The sequence below is a fragment of the Marinithermofilum abyssi genome (genome assembly GCF_014641195.1).
In the GTDB taxonomy this organism is placed as follows: Bacteria; Bacillota; Bacilli; order Thermoactinomycetales; family DSM-45169; genus Marinithermofilum; species Marinithermofilum abyssi.
This window is the reverse complement of sequence record NZ_BMHQ01000013.1, coordinates 15,580-31,789: the sequence shown is the minus strand read 5'-3', so window position 1 is coordinate 31,789 and position 16,210 is coordinate 15,580. Positions and strand designations below refer to the sequence as shown.

Here is a 16,210-nt window from a genome sequence, read left to right as displayed (position 1 = left end):
GATCCAACCGTAGGACTTTCTCTTTGCATATGAAATACCTGAAGGGGAGATTGGTTACTCGACCAACTCCACCTTGATCCCCTTCTTCACTCCAAAATGACGCGCCTTTTGTAAATCGTCCATATACACATCGATCCGTTTCCCTTGGATCGCCGATCCTGTATCTTGTGCCACTCGATAACCGATCCCCTCGATATAAACCCGGGTGCCGATGGGAATCACGTCAGGATCCACTGCGACTGTAACCCCTTCTGCCACCTTGGCCCCACTGGAAGTGATGCCGTATCCCTGATCGTCCGGCTTTTTTCCCGTGGACTCCGGTCCGGATGTATAAGCAGTCAATGTAAACTCCCCCAAGCTTTTGCCGCGGGCCATCACAGGAACTACAGCCTGCCCCTTTGCTCCATCCGATTTTCTTTCCGCGGGAAGTCGCAGTTTTTGACCCACGTCAATCTTGGAGGGATCCTGCAATTGATTCAGATCCGCCAGGGTTTGCACATCGGTTCCATACCGACGAGCCAGGCTGTAGACCGTATCCCCTTTTTGGACGATCACCACGGAAGGGCCCGTTTTGGCATCCACCAATCCTCCCAATGAAGGGATCTCGTCGGAAAAATAGGAGAGTGCCAATATGCCGATTCCGCATAGGATCAATAAGATTCGAGGATTCATGACCATAGATGATCACCTCATAGATTGATAGATTCTGGTAATCATCATGGCCGTATTTCCTCTAGGATATACCTGGATCTCCCTATTCTCTTTTACCCCTTTCGGTGGGCTTACCCGCGCCGACTTCCTGCAGAAATCTCATTCTGCCAGCTCGTCCAGTGTCTTTTCAAAGCTCGGTGCAAAATGGTCCAGAAAATAGGCCACTTCCGGCATTTCCAAACGCAATAGGCGTTCTTCCAGCTCCCTTTTGGCTACATGAAACTCCCCATTGCCCGCAGCGATCTCCATGATGCATTTCAAATATCCATCCAAGAGGTCTGCCGCTTTCACCCATCGATACAGCTCCTCATCCTTCCCCTCGATCAACGGACGATAATGCCGGGCCAGCGGCTCCGGCACCATATCACACATCCGGGCGGCCGCCAATGATTCCAGTTCCCGAAACCCTTTGAGTAAACCAGGATTATGGTGCTTGACAGGGCTGGGAATATCCCCGGTGATCACTTCAGTCGCATCGTGGAACAGGGCCAGGGACACCGCCCGATCCACCGGGATCTTCTTTCCAAACACCTCATTTCCGATCATGCAAAGGGCATGGGTCAGCAGAGCGACATGAAAGCTGTGTTCCGCCACATTTTCCTTGACCACGTTCCGCATCAAACTCCAGCGTTCAATCAATCGAAGACGGTATAAGTAAGCAAAAAACGGATTCATGCAGGTCACCTCACCGTGAAGGTTCACCAAAAGAAACGCTTGAATACGCACAAACGTTCCCTTTTGAAGATAAAAAAAAGAGGTATGGATGACAAACCTCTGAAACACAAAAAACTTCTATCCGTCGCTCCTTCTCTGACATCACAGATGTCAAACTGTCCGCTCCGAAACATAGCGCAACTTTGAAGCGAGAGACAAAAAGCAGGACTGGTGCTCTTTCAATACAATGACCAAGGCGCGAGCAAAAGGATAAACCTGTGTTGCACCCGCACAATCACCCACAAAGCACACGTCACACCTTGTCGCTTTCGCTCTAGATCGTGCTGTGCTCGCTTTTTGCCTTGGTCTCACTTATCAAAGCGGAGTACGTCGTCGAAGGCCGCTCCTTGAGAGATGTGCTCACTTCTTTCTTGAAGATGGACTTTGTCATCAAGACCAGGAAGTCCAGAGGCCTCCTTTTCCCTCACGAACCTCTGCCGGACAAACTGCGCCAGATGATCCGGAACTGCATCCACAAAGCCGACAGTTGCTGCATCAGCGGATGCTCCGGATACGGGGTGGAGGAGTCGGACTCCATCCAATAGGGCTTTTTTTTGAGACAACGCTGTTCGTACTGGGTATGAATGACAATCGCCGCCAGCATAAAGATAATCCCGATTTGCGGTGAAATGATCGGGTAGTCATACATCCCGTGACCCAACAGAGCGAACATTAGCGAAATCAACATGCCCGCCAGCCGTTTCTCTTCTTTTTTGTTGGCTGTTTTCCGCCAGCGGCGGGCTCGGTGGGTGGTTGTCACAACCAGCATTAGGAACAAGAACAACCCCACAATCCCGTATTCACTGGCAATACCCAGAAAGACGTTATGCGCATGGAACAGATATCTGCCCGTCATCTCTTCGAAGATGTGACCGAAATGAAGGGGCAACACGCCCAACAACCAATGCTCTTTAAAGATTTCAAAGGAGTTCTGCCAGACGAAGATCCGAACCTCCGCCGTGGCAAATAACGTCTCTTCCCGGGGAATCAGCGTTTTGTTGGTATAAATGATCAACCCGAGAATTAGCAGCCCAATAAACAGCGAGACGGTTCTGCGCCGGTTGCCGGTCATCCAGACTTGCATCAGCATCCCGATCAACAAGCCGACCCAAGCTCCCCGGGAACCCGTGCACCATATGGCTGCACCGAACAAAAAAAAGGCGGCGAAACAACCGACTTTTTGCCACTGAGTCTTCACGATCGAGGAAGCATAGATACTCAAAAGGGCCAGACAGATGAGCATGGCTGCAGCCAAGTTGGAATTGGACGCTGTTCCGATACTTCGCACCGATTCAGCCTGCTGCATCGGATACCATCCCAGAAAATAAAACAGTAGGTTTTTATCCTTAGGGATGATGTTCACCCGTTGCAAAATGGTGACGACGGCAACATACAGCCCCAGGAACCAAAACTGCAGGTACATTTTCTGAAAATCTTCCCAGGTCCATTGCAGTACATGCTTCACCCATATCGTCAATAAGTAGTACAACCCGAAAAACAAAATCGGGAAAAAGCCGGCTGGAATCAACTCCATCACCAGATAAGGATTAAACAACCAACTGATAAAAGACAGCACGACAAAGCCCAGGAAAATCCCTTCCGGCAAGCCGGAGGCTTTCCATTTCCCCTTGTATAAAAAGGCGGTTGCCAAACCGACGGCCAATAGGACCACCGGGGGCAACACGGGTGAAAACAATATCGATATATAGAGAAACTGAGTTAACCGTTTGGTTTGTATCATGTGTGAAGCGGTTTCCAAGAGAATGACTCCCTTAATCGTAATATAATTACCCTAAGATTATATCGATGTGCTTACCATTAGGCAAGAACTACTATTCATCATATAAGTGGGCAAAAACGGAAATTACCGGACAGAAGAGGAAGTCATTAACTGGTGTACCGCATCAACACTTTTGGAGGGATGAATATTCCAGCGCCAGCGCAACATGTTCTCTCGAATTTCCTGAAGGCATTGCGGGTCTTGTACCAAACGTTGCATCCATAGATCCAAATCTTCTTCATTCTTTAATTTCTCAGCCAATCCGTGTTTTTCCAGGAAGCGGCTATTTTCTTCTTCGTGTCCCGGTATGGAGCCGTAGAGCAGCAGCGGTTTGCCTTTGGCAATCGCTTCTGTGCATGTCATGCCCCCCGGCTTGGTAAGGACCACATCGGCTGCATCCATCCACTGGTCCACCGATTCGGTATATCCGATCAAGCAAACGTGGGGATGCTGCAATTCTGGATTTTGCCGCAGGGTTTCCAACAGCTTGGTATTCCTGCCCGTACAGTACAAAAATTGAAGTCTTCCTTTCCACTTAGCAGCCAGACGGGCCAAGTGGTCGATTCGGCCCAATCCCAAGCCTCCCCCCAAAATCAATACAGTGGGCAACTGCTTCAAACCCAGTTGCTTACGGGCTTCGTCCGAATCTTTTCCCTTCCAGAACCGGGACTCCGTCGGAATGCCGGTCACTGCAATCCGTGCAGGATGAACTCCCATCTGCATCAACTGCCGCATCACATCCGTACTGGGGGCAAGATAGAGGTCCACTTCCGGATGTACCCAGGAACCATGGGCGGAGAAATCCGTAATCACCGTCACCAGTTTGAGGGGAAATCCCGCCCGTTTCAAACGGGCAACGCCGGAACTGGCAAATGGATGGGTAGAAACGACCACTTGCGGCTGGTACTGTGCAATGTATTTGGAGAGGCTGGAATACAGTGTCTGATGAAGACACCACTGCAACCAACGGGGAAAAGACCGTTCATGATGACGGCCGTAAACTTTCCGCCAGATAAACGGGGCCTTTTTGATCATGCCCAAATAGGAATACAAAAGAGCCTGATTTACTTGCGGGCGAAGATGACGGCCCAGTTCCACCAACTGCACCCGGATTTCCGGATCTTTTTCTTCGATTCCCTTGGCCAATGCTTCCGCTGCTTTTGTGTGTCCTGATCCGAAGTTTTCCGAAACGAACAATATGGTCTTATTGTGGGACCAATCCGTAGGCACAGCAACCTTTCCAGGCTGACCGCCTGACCAGACCATGCGATCCATCCAGTATTCACCTCTTCCCCGTACAAGCCCGGTGTTCCAGATATCTTATGGCTCACTCCCTGCAACGGGATTGCTGAACGCACGGTTTCAATCGTCCCTTATTATACCATACACGTTAGACCCTTCGTTCATGCACGGATTTGGCTATGCGGAGGAGAAAATAGAAGAGAGCGGGGGGATATCCCGCTCTCCGGACCGATTTACTTCTGATCGTTCTTTACCAAATATTTATATAGGTCGTCCAACATCTTGTTGGCGCCTTGAATTCCGCCAGAGAGGTTCCAGTAGACATCGTTCACCTGATGCACGTTTCCTTTTTTCACCACATCCAGCTTTTTGAAGAGGGGTTTATTCATCCACTCTTTTTGTAGCTTCTTCCCTTTGCCGTCACCCTGGTCAAAGGTGAGAACAAACATCACGTCCCCGTCCATATCCGGAATCCGCTCTTCCGTCACTTCACTGGAATGCTCTTTTTTCTTCTGCACTTTGGGACGATCCAGCCCCGCCTCTCTCACGACGGCATCCGGGAACCCATTATGATGGATCCGAACCACACCAGGCATAAACCGGACGATGGACACTTTGGTATCCAGCTTGTCGCCCATTTTCTTTTTAAAGTCCGCAATGCGCTGGTCCCATTTTTTCAGCTGTTCGTCGCCTTCTTTCTTCTTGTTCAGCGCGTCGGCGTACAGTTTGAAGTTGTCTTTCCAGGTATTCCCCACCGTTTCGGTATAAACCGTCGGTGCAATGGCAGACAGTTTGTCATAGATCTTCTCATGACGCATTTTGCTGCCGAGAATCAGGTCCGGTTTCAACGCCGCGATTTTTTCCAGGTTGGGCTGCAGTTCATCACCAACCACTTGGACCCCTTTCATTCGATTTTGAATGAAATCATAATACGGCTTACCCGTCCAGGATTTAACGGCACCCACCGGTTTCACTCCCAATGCCAGCGCATCATCCGTCGCATCGCTGGTCAAGGTAACCACCCGTTTCGGAGTGCCTTTCACTTTGGTCTCTCCCATCGCGTGATGGATCACGCGTTCCTTCCCGTCATCTGACGCCTTCTCCCCGCCTGGAGCCGCACCGGTTCCGCAACCGGCGGTGATCAGAAGCATCAAAGCCATAAATACCGCAATCCATGGCTTATGTAATCCTTTTCTGTTCATTTTCCCCACCTCGTAATTGAAAATGATTTTCATTACTGACCATATCTTAAATAAAGGAAAAAGCATTTGTCAATATGGTTGAAAATGATTATCATATCCATTGAAGGGTTTTTTCCCGTTCTCTTTATGGTTACGGGTCACCTTAACAAATTCTGGGTATGATTTTGATATGGAACAGGAGTTCATATGTACCGTACCATTCAACCTTTATTATCGCGTTCTGCTGGACTAGTATGGTTAATCGTTCTGTGGGCAGTCAGCATGATCGCCAGCGTGAAGCTGGGACTCACTCATATCGATTGGCACACGATGAAAGATGCCCTCACTACGGAACAACCGACAAAAGAACAGTTAGTCATCCAGACCACCCGAATCCCTCGTGCCCTGATCGCCACCTTCGTAGGGGCCAGCCTGGCGGTCGCTGGAGCGCTGATGCAAGCGCTGACCCGTAACCCGCTGGCATCCCCCGGCATCCTAGGCATCAACGCAGGAGCTGCCTTTTTTGTCGTATTGGCTACCAGCCTTTTTACCGTTTCGTCCTTTTCGGCAATGACGTGGATCGCTTTTGCCGGAGCTGCAGTCAGTGGAGTCATCGTCTTTGCTGTCAGCTCTGTCGGTCGAGGCGGGGTAACCCCGTTAAAGCTGACCTTGGCCGGGGCAGCCATCACTGCTTTTTTCTCCACGCTGACCCAGGGGTTGCTCGTTACGGATGAAAAAACTCTGGACGAAGTGTTATATTGGCTGGCAGGTTCCATCGCAGGGCGGAGTCTGGACCATTTGTGGCAGATCCTTCCCTTCTTTCTTATTGCCTGGCTCATCGCCTTGGGGATCGCACGTCACATCACCATCCTGACGATGGGAGAACATGTTGCCAAGGGCTTGGGCCAACGCACAGCATGGGTCAAGATGGCCGCTGCTCTGGTCGTCATCTTCTTGGCTGGAGGATCTGTAGCCGTGGCCGGTCCGATCGGATTGGTGGGATTGGTGGTTCCCCATATCGCCCGATCCATGGCAGGGAACGATTACCGATGGATACTTCCCTACTGCGCTCTAATCGGTGCTTCCTATTTGTTGTTGGCGGACGTAGGGGCCCGTTATCTGATCATGCCCGACGGTCCCGTCATGAAGTGGATGTCCGGACTGGGCACCCGTGTGTTGACCGATGAAGTTCCCGTCGGTGTCATCACCGCCCTGATCGGCACGCCCTTTTTCATCACCATCGCCCGAAGGAGTATCACCCATTGAAACCCGTCACGATTCGATCCAAAAAATTGCCGATCTCACTGATCATCTATGCGAAAACCCTCACAGCCTTGCTGGTGCTGTCGGCTCTGTGCCTCGGTGTCCTGGTTTACAGCGTAGGAACCGGAGAAGTACCCATTCCTGCGATGGACGTCATCAAAGTATTGCTCGGCCAGGGGGATCCCGGAAATGAACTCATCATCTACTCTTTACGGATGCCGCGGGTACTGACCGCCTTGATGGTCGGTGCATCCATGGCGGTTTCCGGAGCGCTTTTGCAGGGGATGCTTCGGAATCCCCTGGCTTCACCGGATATCATCGGTATCACCGGCGGAGCATCCGTCGCGGCGGTCGCCTGTATCTCCCTGTTTTCCCAAACGGGGAAAGCATGGCTTCCCGTCGCCGCCTTCGGGGGAGCTGTATGTACGGCCTTTCTCGTTTATGTATTGGCTTGGAAACGAGGGGTTTCCCCGCTGCGCCTTGTGTTGATCGGGATGGGACTGCATGCCGCCGCCAATGGACTGACCACTTTGCTTTTGATCCTGAGCCCTATATACACCGCCAGCCAAGCGATGGTCTGGCTGACCGGGAGTGTGTACAACAGCTCCTGGACAACCGTGGGTACCCTGACCGTATGGGCCGGGACCCTGATTCCCGCCGCTTTCTTGCTAGCCCGTCACTTGAATGCCCAGCAACTGGGGGATGAGCTGGCCGTCGGGATCGGCAGCCGTGTACAGCTGCATCGCTTTTTACTGATTCTGATCAGTGTGGCCTTGGCCAGTGCTGCTGTGGCCGCCGCCGGCCCCATCGGCTTCGTAGGGTTGATGGCCCCCCATATTGCCCGTATGTGGGCAGGCCCTTCCGCCGGTGGTTGGCTGCCTGTTTCCGCCTTGACCGGATCCTTTCTCGTGCTGACGGCGGACCTGATCGCCCGCACGGCCTTCAGTCCGCTGGATTTGCCCGCCGGTCTTTTTACTGCAGCATTGGGTGCTCCGTTTTTACTGTTTCTCCTGCTGCGTTCAGGCAGCCACCGGCACTGATCCCCAACATCATGGGAGGGATAATGGATGAAACCCGCAATGGAAACGAAACATCTGACCCTGGGCTACGGCTCCTGCACCATCATCGAAGATTTGAGTGTGAAGATCCCCAAGGGAAAAATCACTGTGCTGGTGGGGGCAAACGGCTGCGGCAAGTCTACCTTGCTCCGCTCGCTGGCCCGTTTGTTAAAACCAAAAACGGGCACAGTTCTCCTCAACGGTCACAACATCGCCAAACAATCGACCAAAAAAACGGCCCGTGAGTTGGCTATCCTTCCCCAAGGTCCGGTGGCTCCCGAGGGATTGACCGTCTTTCAACTGGCCAAACAGGGGCGGTATCCCTATCAAAGCTGGATTCAGCATTGGTCGGAAGAAGACGAGCGCATGGTGAACTGGGCACTGGAAGTGACACAGATGACCGAGCTGGCCCATCGCCCGGTGGATGATTTGTCCGGCGGACAGCGCCAACGTGCCTGGATCGCCATGACCTTGGCTCAGGGGACAGACACCCTGCTTTTGGATGAGCCGACCACGTATCTCGACATGACCCATCAGATCGAAATTCTGGATCTCTTATATGCACTGAATGAACGGGAAGGGCGTACCATTATTATGGTACTGCACGATCTCAACCTGGCCTGCCGGTATGCTCATCATATGCTGGCGATTCAAAACGGCCGGGTATTGGCACAAGGGGCTCCGGAACAGATTATGAACGAACAGCTGGTGGAATCCGTCTTTCAACTTCGATGCCGGATCATGGAGGATCCGGTGTACGGAACCCCCATGTGCATCCCTTACGGGCAAGGAAGACAGATGCTCACTGAAAAAACTTCGGCACTGGGAGGCTGACCACATGAGCCGGCTTTTTCCACAACAAAAACATCGGCTGGAACAGGAGTTCCGCCTCCTGATGCAGCAGACCCCGACAAAAACCGATTTCCTGCTCAGTTTCCCGGTCGCCGACTTTGAGCAAAAGCAACGGGCGGACACGTTTCTTCGTCAATTTGGCGCCCAAATCGGCACAGAGGAGCTTTCCGTAGCAGCTTCCATGTTTTCCAAACGATACAGCTCCCTTCTTCTCGCGGGCGGACTATATGCCATGTCGCGGCTGGGCCAGGGGCTGGCTCTTCAGGCGGATAAGGTGATGGTCCATGCCGGTCCCGGTTGGGAAATGTCCCTTCGGCTTTCTTCCGATGAAACGCTACCCGCCCCGTCATCCGGCAACCGTACCGACTGGCGGGAAACGGTGGTCCGCCGGATGCTTCACCAGAACCTGTTTCAAGTGTTTCAGCGGCTTTCCTGCTACCTGCCGGCCAACATCTTGTGGGAAAATGCCGCAAGCTACGTCTACTTTTACTATGAAAAATGGATGGACGAAGCGGAATCACCGGAGGAAAGGCAACCGCTCGCGGAGGATTTCCAGTTCCTGATGGGCAAAAAGAACCGGGCGGTATCCGGGTTCATGCCCAACCCCCTGGCCGTCCGCTTCCGTCGCATCCCCCACCCTACCCTGCCGGAAAAGGAGCTGCGCCTGCGGCGCACGTGCTGTCTCTATCACCGGTTGCCCGGCGGAGCCAACTGCATTACCTGCCCCTCCCTCGCCGATGAAGAGCGCCAGGAACGCTGCGCTCAAATGGGCAAACAATAGGCGTCGTTAGGGATTTCCTTCTCCCGAACGACGCCTGCTTTATTTTTATCCCTCTTTCCCTCCATTGGTGGGTTTACCCATTACCAAAAAAGCCTTGACGGGCTCTTGGAACGGAAGTAAATTTAGTTCATGGTACAAAGTCGAATATCTTGGACACCATTCAACCGCTGAGTCCATCTGGAGCGGGGGAACCAAACCCTTTGGGGTGAATCCTTCGGCATATGCCCTGGTAGGGAGAGCTCTTCACAGTCCCGAACCCGTCAGCTAACCTCGCAAGCGTTGAAGAGGAGTGGTGGCTGTTTGTCGATAAACAAAACCATCGATGCCACTTCGGTGGTTTCTTTTATGTTGGGATTGTACTTTGGAAGGGGGGATTCGGAATGAACGGACAACAAAAACTATTTAACCGGTGCACAGCATCGCAGATTCTGGTGATGGGATTTGCCGGAACCATCCTGATCGGCGCCTTGTTGCTCTCCCTCCCCATCTCGACGGAGGACGGGCAATCCGTCTCCTTTATCGATGCTTTATTTACAGCCACTTCTGCCGTCTGTGTAACCGGACTGGTGGTGGTCAACACAGCCGCCACATACAACACCTTCGGTGAAGGAGTCATTCTCACTCTGATTCAAGTAGGCGGCTTGGGGTTTATGTCATTTGCCACATTGATCGCTGTCCTGCTTCGAAAGAAAATCAGTGTGAAAGAGCGAATCGTCATCCAGGAATCCTTCGGTCACCACGGGATGGGCGGGATGGTACGCCTGGTTCTCAACGTGGTCGTGATAACCTTTATCATCGAAGGCATCGGTGCCTTTTTGCTCGCGTTGCGCTGGGTCCCGATGTATGGCTGGAAAACCGGCATATACTATGCCATCTTCCACTCCGTCTCTGCTTTTAACAACGCCGGGTTCGATCTGTTCGGCGGAAAAGACCGCTTTGTCAGCTTGATGGGATTTGTGGGCGATCCCTTGATCAACTTCACCGTTGCCGCCCTGATTATTCTGGGCGGGATCGGCTTTATCGTCATCGTGGAGCTGTATCAGTACCGCTGGCGAAAACGGATGAGTCTGCATACGAAACTCGTCTTGTCCGTAACGGGGATCTTGTTGGCAGCAGGCACCTTGTTGATTCTCCTGATTGAATGGTCCAACCCGAAAACTTTGGGCTCCCAACCCTGGCCTGTCAAAATGATGGCGGCGGCTTTTCAGGCTGTCACTCCCCGTACTGCTGGCTACAATACGATCGATATGGCCGGTATGTATCCCGCCACCCAATTTTTAATGATATTATTAATGGTGATCGGAGCATCTCCCAGCTCGACGGGAGGCGGGATCAAAACCACTACCTTTGCCGCCATCATCCTGGCAGTCTGGGGAATGATCCGTGGACATCAGGACTGTGTCACCTACAAACGGCGGATTCCCCATGAGCAGGTGTACCGGGCATTGACAGTGACTGTGGCCGCACTCACGTTGATCATCACAGTAACCATGATTCTGACGATCACCGAAAAAACCGATGTGCTCATGGCCCTGTTTGAAACCTCCTCCGCCTTCGGCACCGTCGGCTTGACGCTGGGATTAACCCCCCATTTATCTGTAATCGGCAAGCTGTTGATTACCTTTACCATGTTTGCCGGACGTGTCGGTCCCTTAACGATCGCCATTGCGGTAGCCAGCCGCCGGGACAAACCTCCCTACCGCCATCCGGAAGAACAACCGCTCGTCGGTTGACGTCATTTTTCATTTGGAAGAGGGGGCATACCTATGATACAAAACCTAGGTTTTTCGGAACTGTTGTTGATCCTGCTGGTGGGACTGCTTTTATTTGGTCCCAAAAAATTACCCGAGTTAGGCCGCTCTCTCGGCAATGCCCTGCGTAATTTCAAAGAAGAGATGAACCGCACCATCAAGGAAGAAAAAGAGGAAAAGCGCGATTGAAACAACCGCCCTTGCAAGGGCGGCTTTTTCATAGAATGACTTTCCGCCATTCCGGGCAATGTGTAGATAGACAGATCATGAGGGGGTGCAATATGGAATCCCAGGCCATGACCGTGGTCCAGAGCGAACTGTACGTCCTTTTTATGGTATTGACGGTGGGACTGTTGGCAATGAAAGCAGCCGAACGGTGGAATATCCCCGATGTAGCTCTGTTCTTGTTGTTCGGAATTCTTATCGGACCGCCCGTGTTCAGCTTGATCTCCCAACCGGAAAGTTCCGTGGCTTATCAGTTTATCATCGTTGCAGGGTCGGTGCTGATTTTGTTTGAGGGAGGACAAGCCATCCGCATCTCCATCCTGAAGCAAGTATGGATCTCGGTGACGCTGCTGGCCGTGCTTGGTGTGGCAATTACGGCTGCCGTCATTACCGTCACAGCCGTTTTCTTGCTGCATCTTCCCTGGCTTTATGCCCTGCTGTTGGCTTCGGTAATCGCCTCCACCGATCCGGCCACGTTGATCCCGGTTTTCCGGCAAGTACACGTACAAGAAAAAGTAAGGCGAACCGTGGAAAGCGAATCGGCATTCAATGACGCCACCGCCTCGATCCTCACTTTTACCCTGTTGGGGGTCATCTTGGGAAAAAGCAGTGTCTCAGCCGGTTCGGTCTTGGGGTCTTTTTTGCTGCAGGCAGGCGGCGGTCTGCTTATCGGTATCCTCTTTGGCGGAGCGGGGTTGCTGCTCACGTCGAAGCACCGCTTGGGCGTATTCCACCGCTATGGCAACATCGTAAGCTTACTGGTGGCAATCGGCTCCTATCTCGCTGCCGGTTGGATTGAGGCCAGTGGATTTATGGCCACCTTTGTTGCCGGGATCGTCTGCGGCAACCCGCAAGTTTTCGGGATGAAGATCCGCCGAAAAACGGTATCCGACGTGATCCATTTTCACCATGTCTTCACTCTGTTGATGCGGACCTTGATCTTTGTATTACTCGGAACTCAAGTGGAATTCGATACCCTTCTCCGATATGGCTGGCAAGCCATTCTCATCGTCATGGCGCTGATTTTCATCGCCCGGCCGATCGCAGTGCTTGCCTGTACGCTGCCCGACCGACGGGCCAAATGGTCCTGGCGGGAAATCTTCTTCATGTTCTGGGTCCGGGAAACCGGCGTCATTCCCGCTGCCTTGTCCGGAATGCTAATCGGTTTAAAAGTACAACATGCCCACTTGATCGCTGCCGTCACGTTTATGGCAGTATTGATCACGATTGTGCTGCAAGCGGGTACAACGGGCCTGGTCGCCAAAGTGTTAGGAGTAACCGAGAAGAAACAATAAACAACGCAGGAGAACGATTCCCTGCGCCGTATCAGAGGGCTTACCCCTTTCCTTCTATTTTTCAGCTTACCAAGCGGAGGCTTTCCCCCTTTCCTGTTCCATCTGCTGCAAAAGATCGGCGATGGAGTACCGGGACAAATATTCAGCCAGGCTGTCTTCCGCTTCACTAAAAATCGTCCCCAACACCGGTTTCAAATGAGCACCTACCATACATCGCCGGTTGGAGTCCGGACATTTGGGCATCAGATGTCCACGGCAAGTCATCCGGTACACTTGAGCCAATGTCACCTGCCGGGGGTCACATGCCAACAGAAAACCCCCGCCTGCCCCCTCCTTTGAACGAATGAGGCGGTGTTTTTTTAACATCCCCAACACTTTGCGCATCCGAACAGGATGGACGTTTGCACTCTCTGCCAACAGATCACTGGAAACCAACCGGCCGGAAAAATGAGCCAACAAGGATAAACTATGTACGGCCAGAGTAAAATCGCTAGTCATCAAGGCCCTCCTCACGAAAAAACTGATCACCTGTTTTCGGTGATCAGCGGATTTTATTACTGACTGAAGGGGCTGACTTGTCGTCCCCCCGAAGCGTTTCCGGCTTCTGACTCCCCGTCTTCCCGGGATTGCCGCAGTTCTTTCAAAATCGAGGTCAACTCCATAAACCACTGTTTGTCCCGGGTGGTCAACGCAATGTCGATGAAGTTCAGCAAGTGTCCTTCAGCATCCAGAGGACTTTCTTCGACAGCTTGAACGCGGCCTGCCGGCGTTTGAACAACCTGACCCGCCAAGCGCGCATGGTCCGAGTGGATTACCCGCACCATTACACTTTGGGTTTGCGGATCCAGTGATTCAATATATCCTTGAAACAATTCATCGTTCTCCGTTCTCCCTTTTACCCACATTCCAATCTTCAAGGCTTCTGCTTTCACGGCTGACACCGCCTTTACAAAAGTTTTGCCGGAAACCTGTTTGATTGACCGTCCCAGGGAGAAGTTCGTATCTACACTATCGAAAGAGTTACTGTAATTATAGAAATTACAGTTACCTGCGTCAACCTCTATCCCTCGTATCCAACAGCCGGGACCCTTTTCAACCTTTCGTGCCCGACGGTCAACCCTCTCTCTTTACTATCCATTTTCCCGTCTTTTTCCGGTTTCTAAACGCGGTGAACGCCCATTTGCACAAAAATCAAGCGCCGGCAACCATACCGGCGCTTCTGTTCAACGTACAAACAGCATTTTCCCGAAGATCTGTTCCACTTTCACGGGGCCGAAGTCGCGGCTGTCCCAAGTGGCATCCCGATTGTCTCCCAGAACAAAGACGGAGTCCGCCGGAACCGTATACGGTCCGTAATCCCCCATGTGGTGTTCATGTTTTACATAGGGCTCATCCAGTTCCGTCCCATTGAGGTAGACTCGGTTGTTTCGAATTTCAATCGTGTCGCCTCCGACAGCGACCACCCGTTTGATAAAGTCACAGCCGTTCAGCCGGTCCGGCACATCATAGTCCTCCCCGTACATCTCCCGCAGCCATTCTGCATTTTCCCCTCGATACGCAAAGCCGATGATATCTCCCCGCTTGGGCTGATACTGTCCTTTGCGAAACAGATGACGGGATCGGTCACCCAATGTCGGGGACATGCCTTCCCCCTGGGTAACCATGATCATATACCGCTGAAAAAACAAATACAAAGATACCGGAAGAACCATGACAAAAAGTCCCAATAACACACCCAAGGTGACGCCATCCTTTCTCGTTTTTCTTGGAAGAGTTACCCTGGATTATAGCGGAAATGGCATGGCCGGCCTATCCGCTGAAAGTAGGATCTAAGTCAAACATCTTTTTGCATATTTAATCCTTCTCAAACGCCGTCACGCACTCCACATGACTCGTGTGGGGGAACATGTCCACCGGCTGCACTTCATGGGTGATGTACCCTTTCTCCGCCAGGTATTTCGCATCCCGGGCCAGCGTGGACGGGTTGCAGGAGACATACACCAAACGGCGGGGCCCCATCTCTACAGCGGCATCCAACAACTCCGGCGCACATCCTTTGCGGGGCGGGTCGACGATGATCACGTCGGGACGGATTCCCTCTTTCAACCATCGGGGCATCACTTCTTCTGCGGCACCCGTTTCAAAGACCGCATGGTCGATCCCGTTCATCTCGGCGTTGTGCCGGGCATCTTCCACTGCTTCCGGCACAGACTCCACTCCGTAGATCTTTGCGGCGTCCCCGGCCAGGTATAATCCGATGGTGCCGATGCCGCAGTAAGCGTCGACAATGGTTTCTTTTCCCGTCAAGGCGGCATAACGGCGCACCTGCTCATACAACACTTCTGTTTGCACCGGGTTGACCTGGAAGAAGGAATGGGGTGAAATCGCAAATTTAACGGGCCCGATGTAATCATGAATCACGGGTTGCCCCCACAACACTCGGTTCTCTTTGCCAAGGATCACATTGGTACGGCGGGTATGGATGTTTTGGATTACCGAGCGCAGGTTCGGGAAGGCTTGCCGCAACTGCTCCACCAACGCCTTGCGATGGGGAATGTCCCGCCCGTTGGTGATCAATACGACCATCAGCTCACCGGTATGGACACCGATCCGGGCCATCACATGGCGCAAACATCCCCGGTGGCTTTTTTCCCGGTACGGGGGAATACCCAGCTCCCGAGCCATCTTTTTGACGACAGAGACAACGCGGTCATTATCCGGGTGCTGGATGAGACACGTCTCGATATCGACAATCCGGTGGGATTGCGGAGCATAAAAGCCGCCTACTACCTGTCCCTTCCGCCAGCCGAAGGGAACTTGGGCCTTGTTCCGGTACGCCCAGGGCTCCTTCATCCCGATCACAGGCAAAACTTCTACATCCGGCAATCCCCCGATCCGCTGGAAGCTGTCAATCACCTGCTGCCGTTTCATACGCAACTGAGCGGGGTAGGAAAGGTGCTGCAGCTGGCATCCTCCACAAGCTTCATAAACCTCGCAGGGTGCTGGGGCCCGATCCGGACTCTCTTCGATCACCTTCTGCAGCCGGGCATGGGCGTAGGTTTTTTTGACTTTGGTCACTTTGGCTTCCACCCGTTCTCCTGCTACAGCCTGGGGAACAAAAACCGCAAACCCGTTCACCCTGCCGATGCCGTCGCCGGTGTGGCTTTGCCCCTCAATCTTTAATTGGATCACTTGACCCGGAACAACCGGGGGTTTTTGCTGGCTCATTTTTAAGAAGACTCCTTTTATAAATATTGAGCGGGAAAACCCAGCCCTTAGGGTTGGGATGAAAGCGAACGTCGGACAAGGGAAGGTGTAAACCCTCTCGTAAGTACACAAGTTTTTTGGTATCTTTAA

16 protein-coding genes and 1 riboswitch are annotated in these 16,210 nt (G+C 52.5%); of the genes, 7 read left to right on the top strand and 9 right to left on the bottom strand.

Annotation, left to right across the window (positions count from 1 at the left end):
* Nucleotides 1–54: 54 nt before the first annotated feature.
* The 5 genes from IEW70_RS15405 to IEW70_RS15385 form a co-directional block, all read right to left on the bottom strand.
* On the bottom strand, nucleotides 55–672 hold the full coding sequence (locus IEW70_RS15405) for a 3D domain-containing protein (RefSeq protein WP_229752030.1): 618 nt from the start codon (nucleotides 670–672) through the stop codon (nucleotides 55–57).
* Between the two features lie 138 nt (nucleotides 673–810).
* Nucleotides 811–1,386: a 5'-deoxynucleotidase gene (yfbR, locus tag IEW70_RS15400; protein ID WP_188648809.1), complete on the bottom strand. Its 576-nt coding sequence runs from the start codon at nucleotides 1,384–1,386 to the stop codon at nucleotides 811–813.
* A gap of 463 nt (nucleotides 1,387–1,849) precedes the next feature.
* Complete coding sequence (locus IEW70_RS15395) at nucleotides 1,850–3,184, bottom strand: O-antigen ligase family protein (protein WP_188648808.1); 1,335 nt, start codon at nucleotides 3,182–3,184, stop codon at nucleotides 1,850–1,852.
* 105 nt (nucleotides 3,185–3,289) lie between these two features.
* Nucleotides 3,290–4,480 carry an MGDG synthase family glycosyltransferase gene (locus tag IEW70_RS15390; protein ID WP_188648807.1) on the bottom strand — a complete coding sequence of 397 codons (1,191 nt, stop codon included), beginning with the start codon at nucleotides 4,478–4,480 and terminating at the stop codon, nucleotides 3,290–3,292.
* A gap of 200 nt (nucleotides 4,481–4,680) precedes the next feature.
* Nucleotides 4,681–5,649, bottom strand: coding sequence for an ABC transporter substrate-binding protein (locus IEW70_RS15385; protein WP_188648806.1), 969 nt, complete (start codon nucleotides 5,647–5,649; stop codon nucleotides 4,681–4,683).
* A gap of 186 nt (nucleotides 5,650–5,835) precedes the next feature.
* Between IEW70_RS15385 and IEW70_RS15380 the strand changes: the two genes are divergently transcribed.
* The 7 genes from IEW70_RS15380 to IEW70_RS15350 all read left to right on the top strand — a co-directional run bounded on the left by IEW70_RS15380 (nucleotide 5,836) and on the right by IEW70_RS15350 (nucleotide 12,853).
* Nucleotides 5,836–6,894, top strand: a complete 1,059-nt coding sequence (locus IEW70_RS15380; RefSeq protein ID WP_188648805.1) for a FecCD family ABC transporter permease — start codon at nucleotides 5,836–5,838, stop codon at nucleotides 6,892–6,894.
* Complete coding sequence (locus tag IEW70_RS15375; protein WP_188648804.1) at nucleotides 6,891–7,931, top strand: FecCD family ABC transporter permease; 1,041 nt, start codon at nucleotides 6,891–6,893, stop codon at nucleotides 7,929–7,931. The genes IEW70_RS15380 and IEW70_RS15375 overlap by 4 nt, the downstream gene beginning before the upstream one ends.
* Before the next feature lie 27 nt (nucleotides 7,932–7,958).
* Nucleotides 7,959–8,783 carry an ABC transporter ATP-binding protein gene (locus tag IEW70_RS15370; RefSeq protein WP_188648803.1) on the top strand — a complete coding sequence of 275 codons (825 nt, stop codon included), beginning with the start codon at nucleotides 7,959–7,961 and terminating at the stop codon, nucleotides 8,781–8,783.
* A gap of 4 nt (nucleotides 8,784–8,787) precedes the next feature.
* Nucleotides 8,788–9,582, top strand: a complete 795-nt coding sequence (locus IEW70_RS15365; protein WP_188648802.1) for an IucA/IucC family C-terminal-domain containing protein — start codon at nucleotides 8,788–8,790, stop codon at nucleotides 9,580–9,582.
* A 155-nt stretch (nucleotides 9,583–9,737) separates the two neighbouring features.
* Nucleotides 9,738–9,876: riboswitch (cyclic di-AMP (ydaO/yuaA leader) on the top strand.
* An 86-nt stretch (nucleotides 9,877–9,962) separates the two neighbouring features.
* Nucleotides 9,963–11,315, top strand: coding sequence for a TrkH family potassium uptake protein (locus IEW70_RS15360; protein ID WP_188648801.1), 1,353 nt, complete (start codon nucleotides 9,963–9,965; stop codon nucleotides 11,313–11,315).
* A 33-nt stretch (nucleotides 11,316–11,348) separates the two neighbouring features.
* Nucleotides 11,349–11,522, top strand: a complete 174-nt coding sequence (tatA, locus tag IEW70_RS15355; RefSeq protein ID WP_188648800.1) for a twin-arginine translocase TatA/TatE family subunit — start codon at nucleotides 11,349–11,351, stop codon at nucleotides 11,520–11,522.
* 92 nt (nucleotides 11,523–11,614) lie between these two features.
* Nucleotides 11,615–12,853 carry a cation:proton antiporter gene (locus IEW70_RS15350; protein WP_188648799.1) on the top strand — a complete coding sequence of 413 codons (1,239 nt, stop codon included), beginning with the start codon at nucleotides 11,615–11,617 and terminating at the stop codon, nucleotides 12,851–12,853.
* Nucleotides 12,854–12,919: 66 nt separating this feature from the next.
* On the opposite strand, the gene IEW70_RS15345 is transcribed toward IEW70_RS15350, so the two are convergent.
* The 4 genes from IEW70_RS15345 to rlmD all read right to left on the bottom strand — a co-directional run bounded on the left by IEW70_RS15345 (nucleotide 12,920) and on the right by rlmD (nucleotide 16,081).
* Nucleotides 12,920–13,351: an RrF2 family transcriptional regulator gene (locus IEW70_RS15345; protein ID WP_188648798.1), complete on the bottom strand. Its 432-nt coding sequence runs from the start codon at nucleotides 13,349–13,351 to the stop codon at nucleotides 12,920–12,922.
* 56 nt (nucleotides 13,352–13,407) lie between these two features.
* The gene (locus IEW70_RS15340) at nucleotides 13,408–13,785 is read right to left on the bottom strand and encodes an IDEAL domain-containing protein (protein ID WP_188648797.1); all 378 of its coding nucleotides are present in this window, start codon (nucleotides 13,783–13,785) and stop codon (nucleotides 13,408–13,410) included.
* Between the two features lie 291 nt (nucleotides 13,786–14,076).
* Nucleotides 14,077–14,586 carry a signal peptidase I gene (gene lepB / locus IEW70_RS15335; RefSeq protein ID WP_229752033.1) on the bottom strand — a complete coding sequence of 170 codons (510 nt, stop codon included), beginning with the start codon at nucleotides 14,584–14,586 and terminating at the stop codon, nucleotides 14,077–14,079.
* 121 nt (nucleotides 14,587–14,707) lie between these two features.
* Complete coding sequence (gene rlmD / locus IEW70_RS15330; protein ID WP_188648795.1) at nucleotides 14,708–16,081, bottom strand: 23S rRNA (uracil(1939)-C(5))-methyltransferase RlmD; 1,374 nt, start codon at nucleotides 16,079–16,081, stop codon at nucleotides 14,708–14,710.
* Nucleotides 16,082–16,210 lie beyond the last annotated feature (129 nt).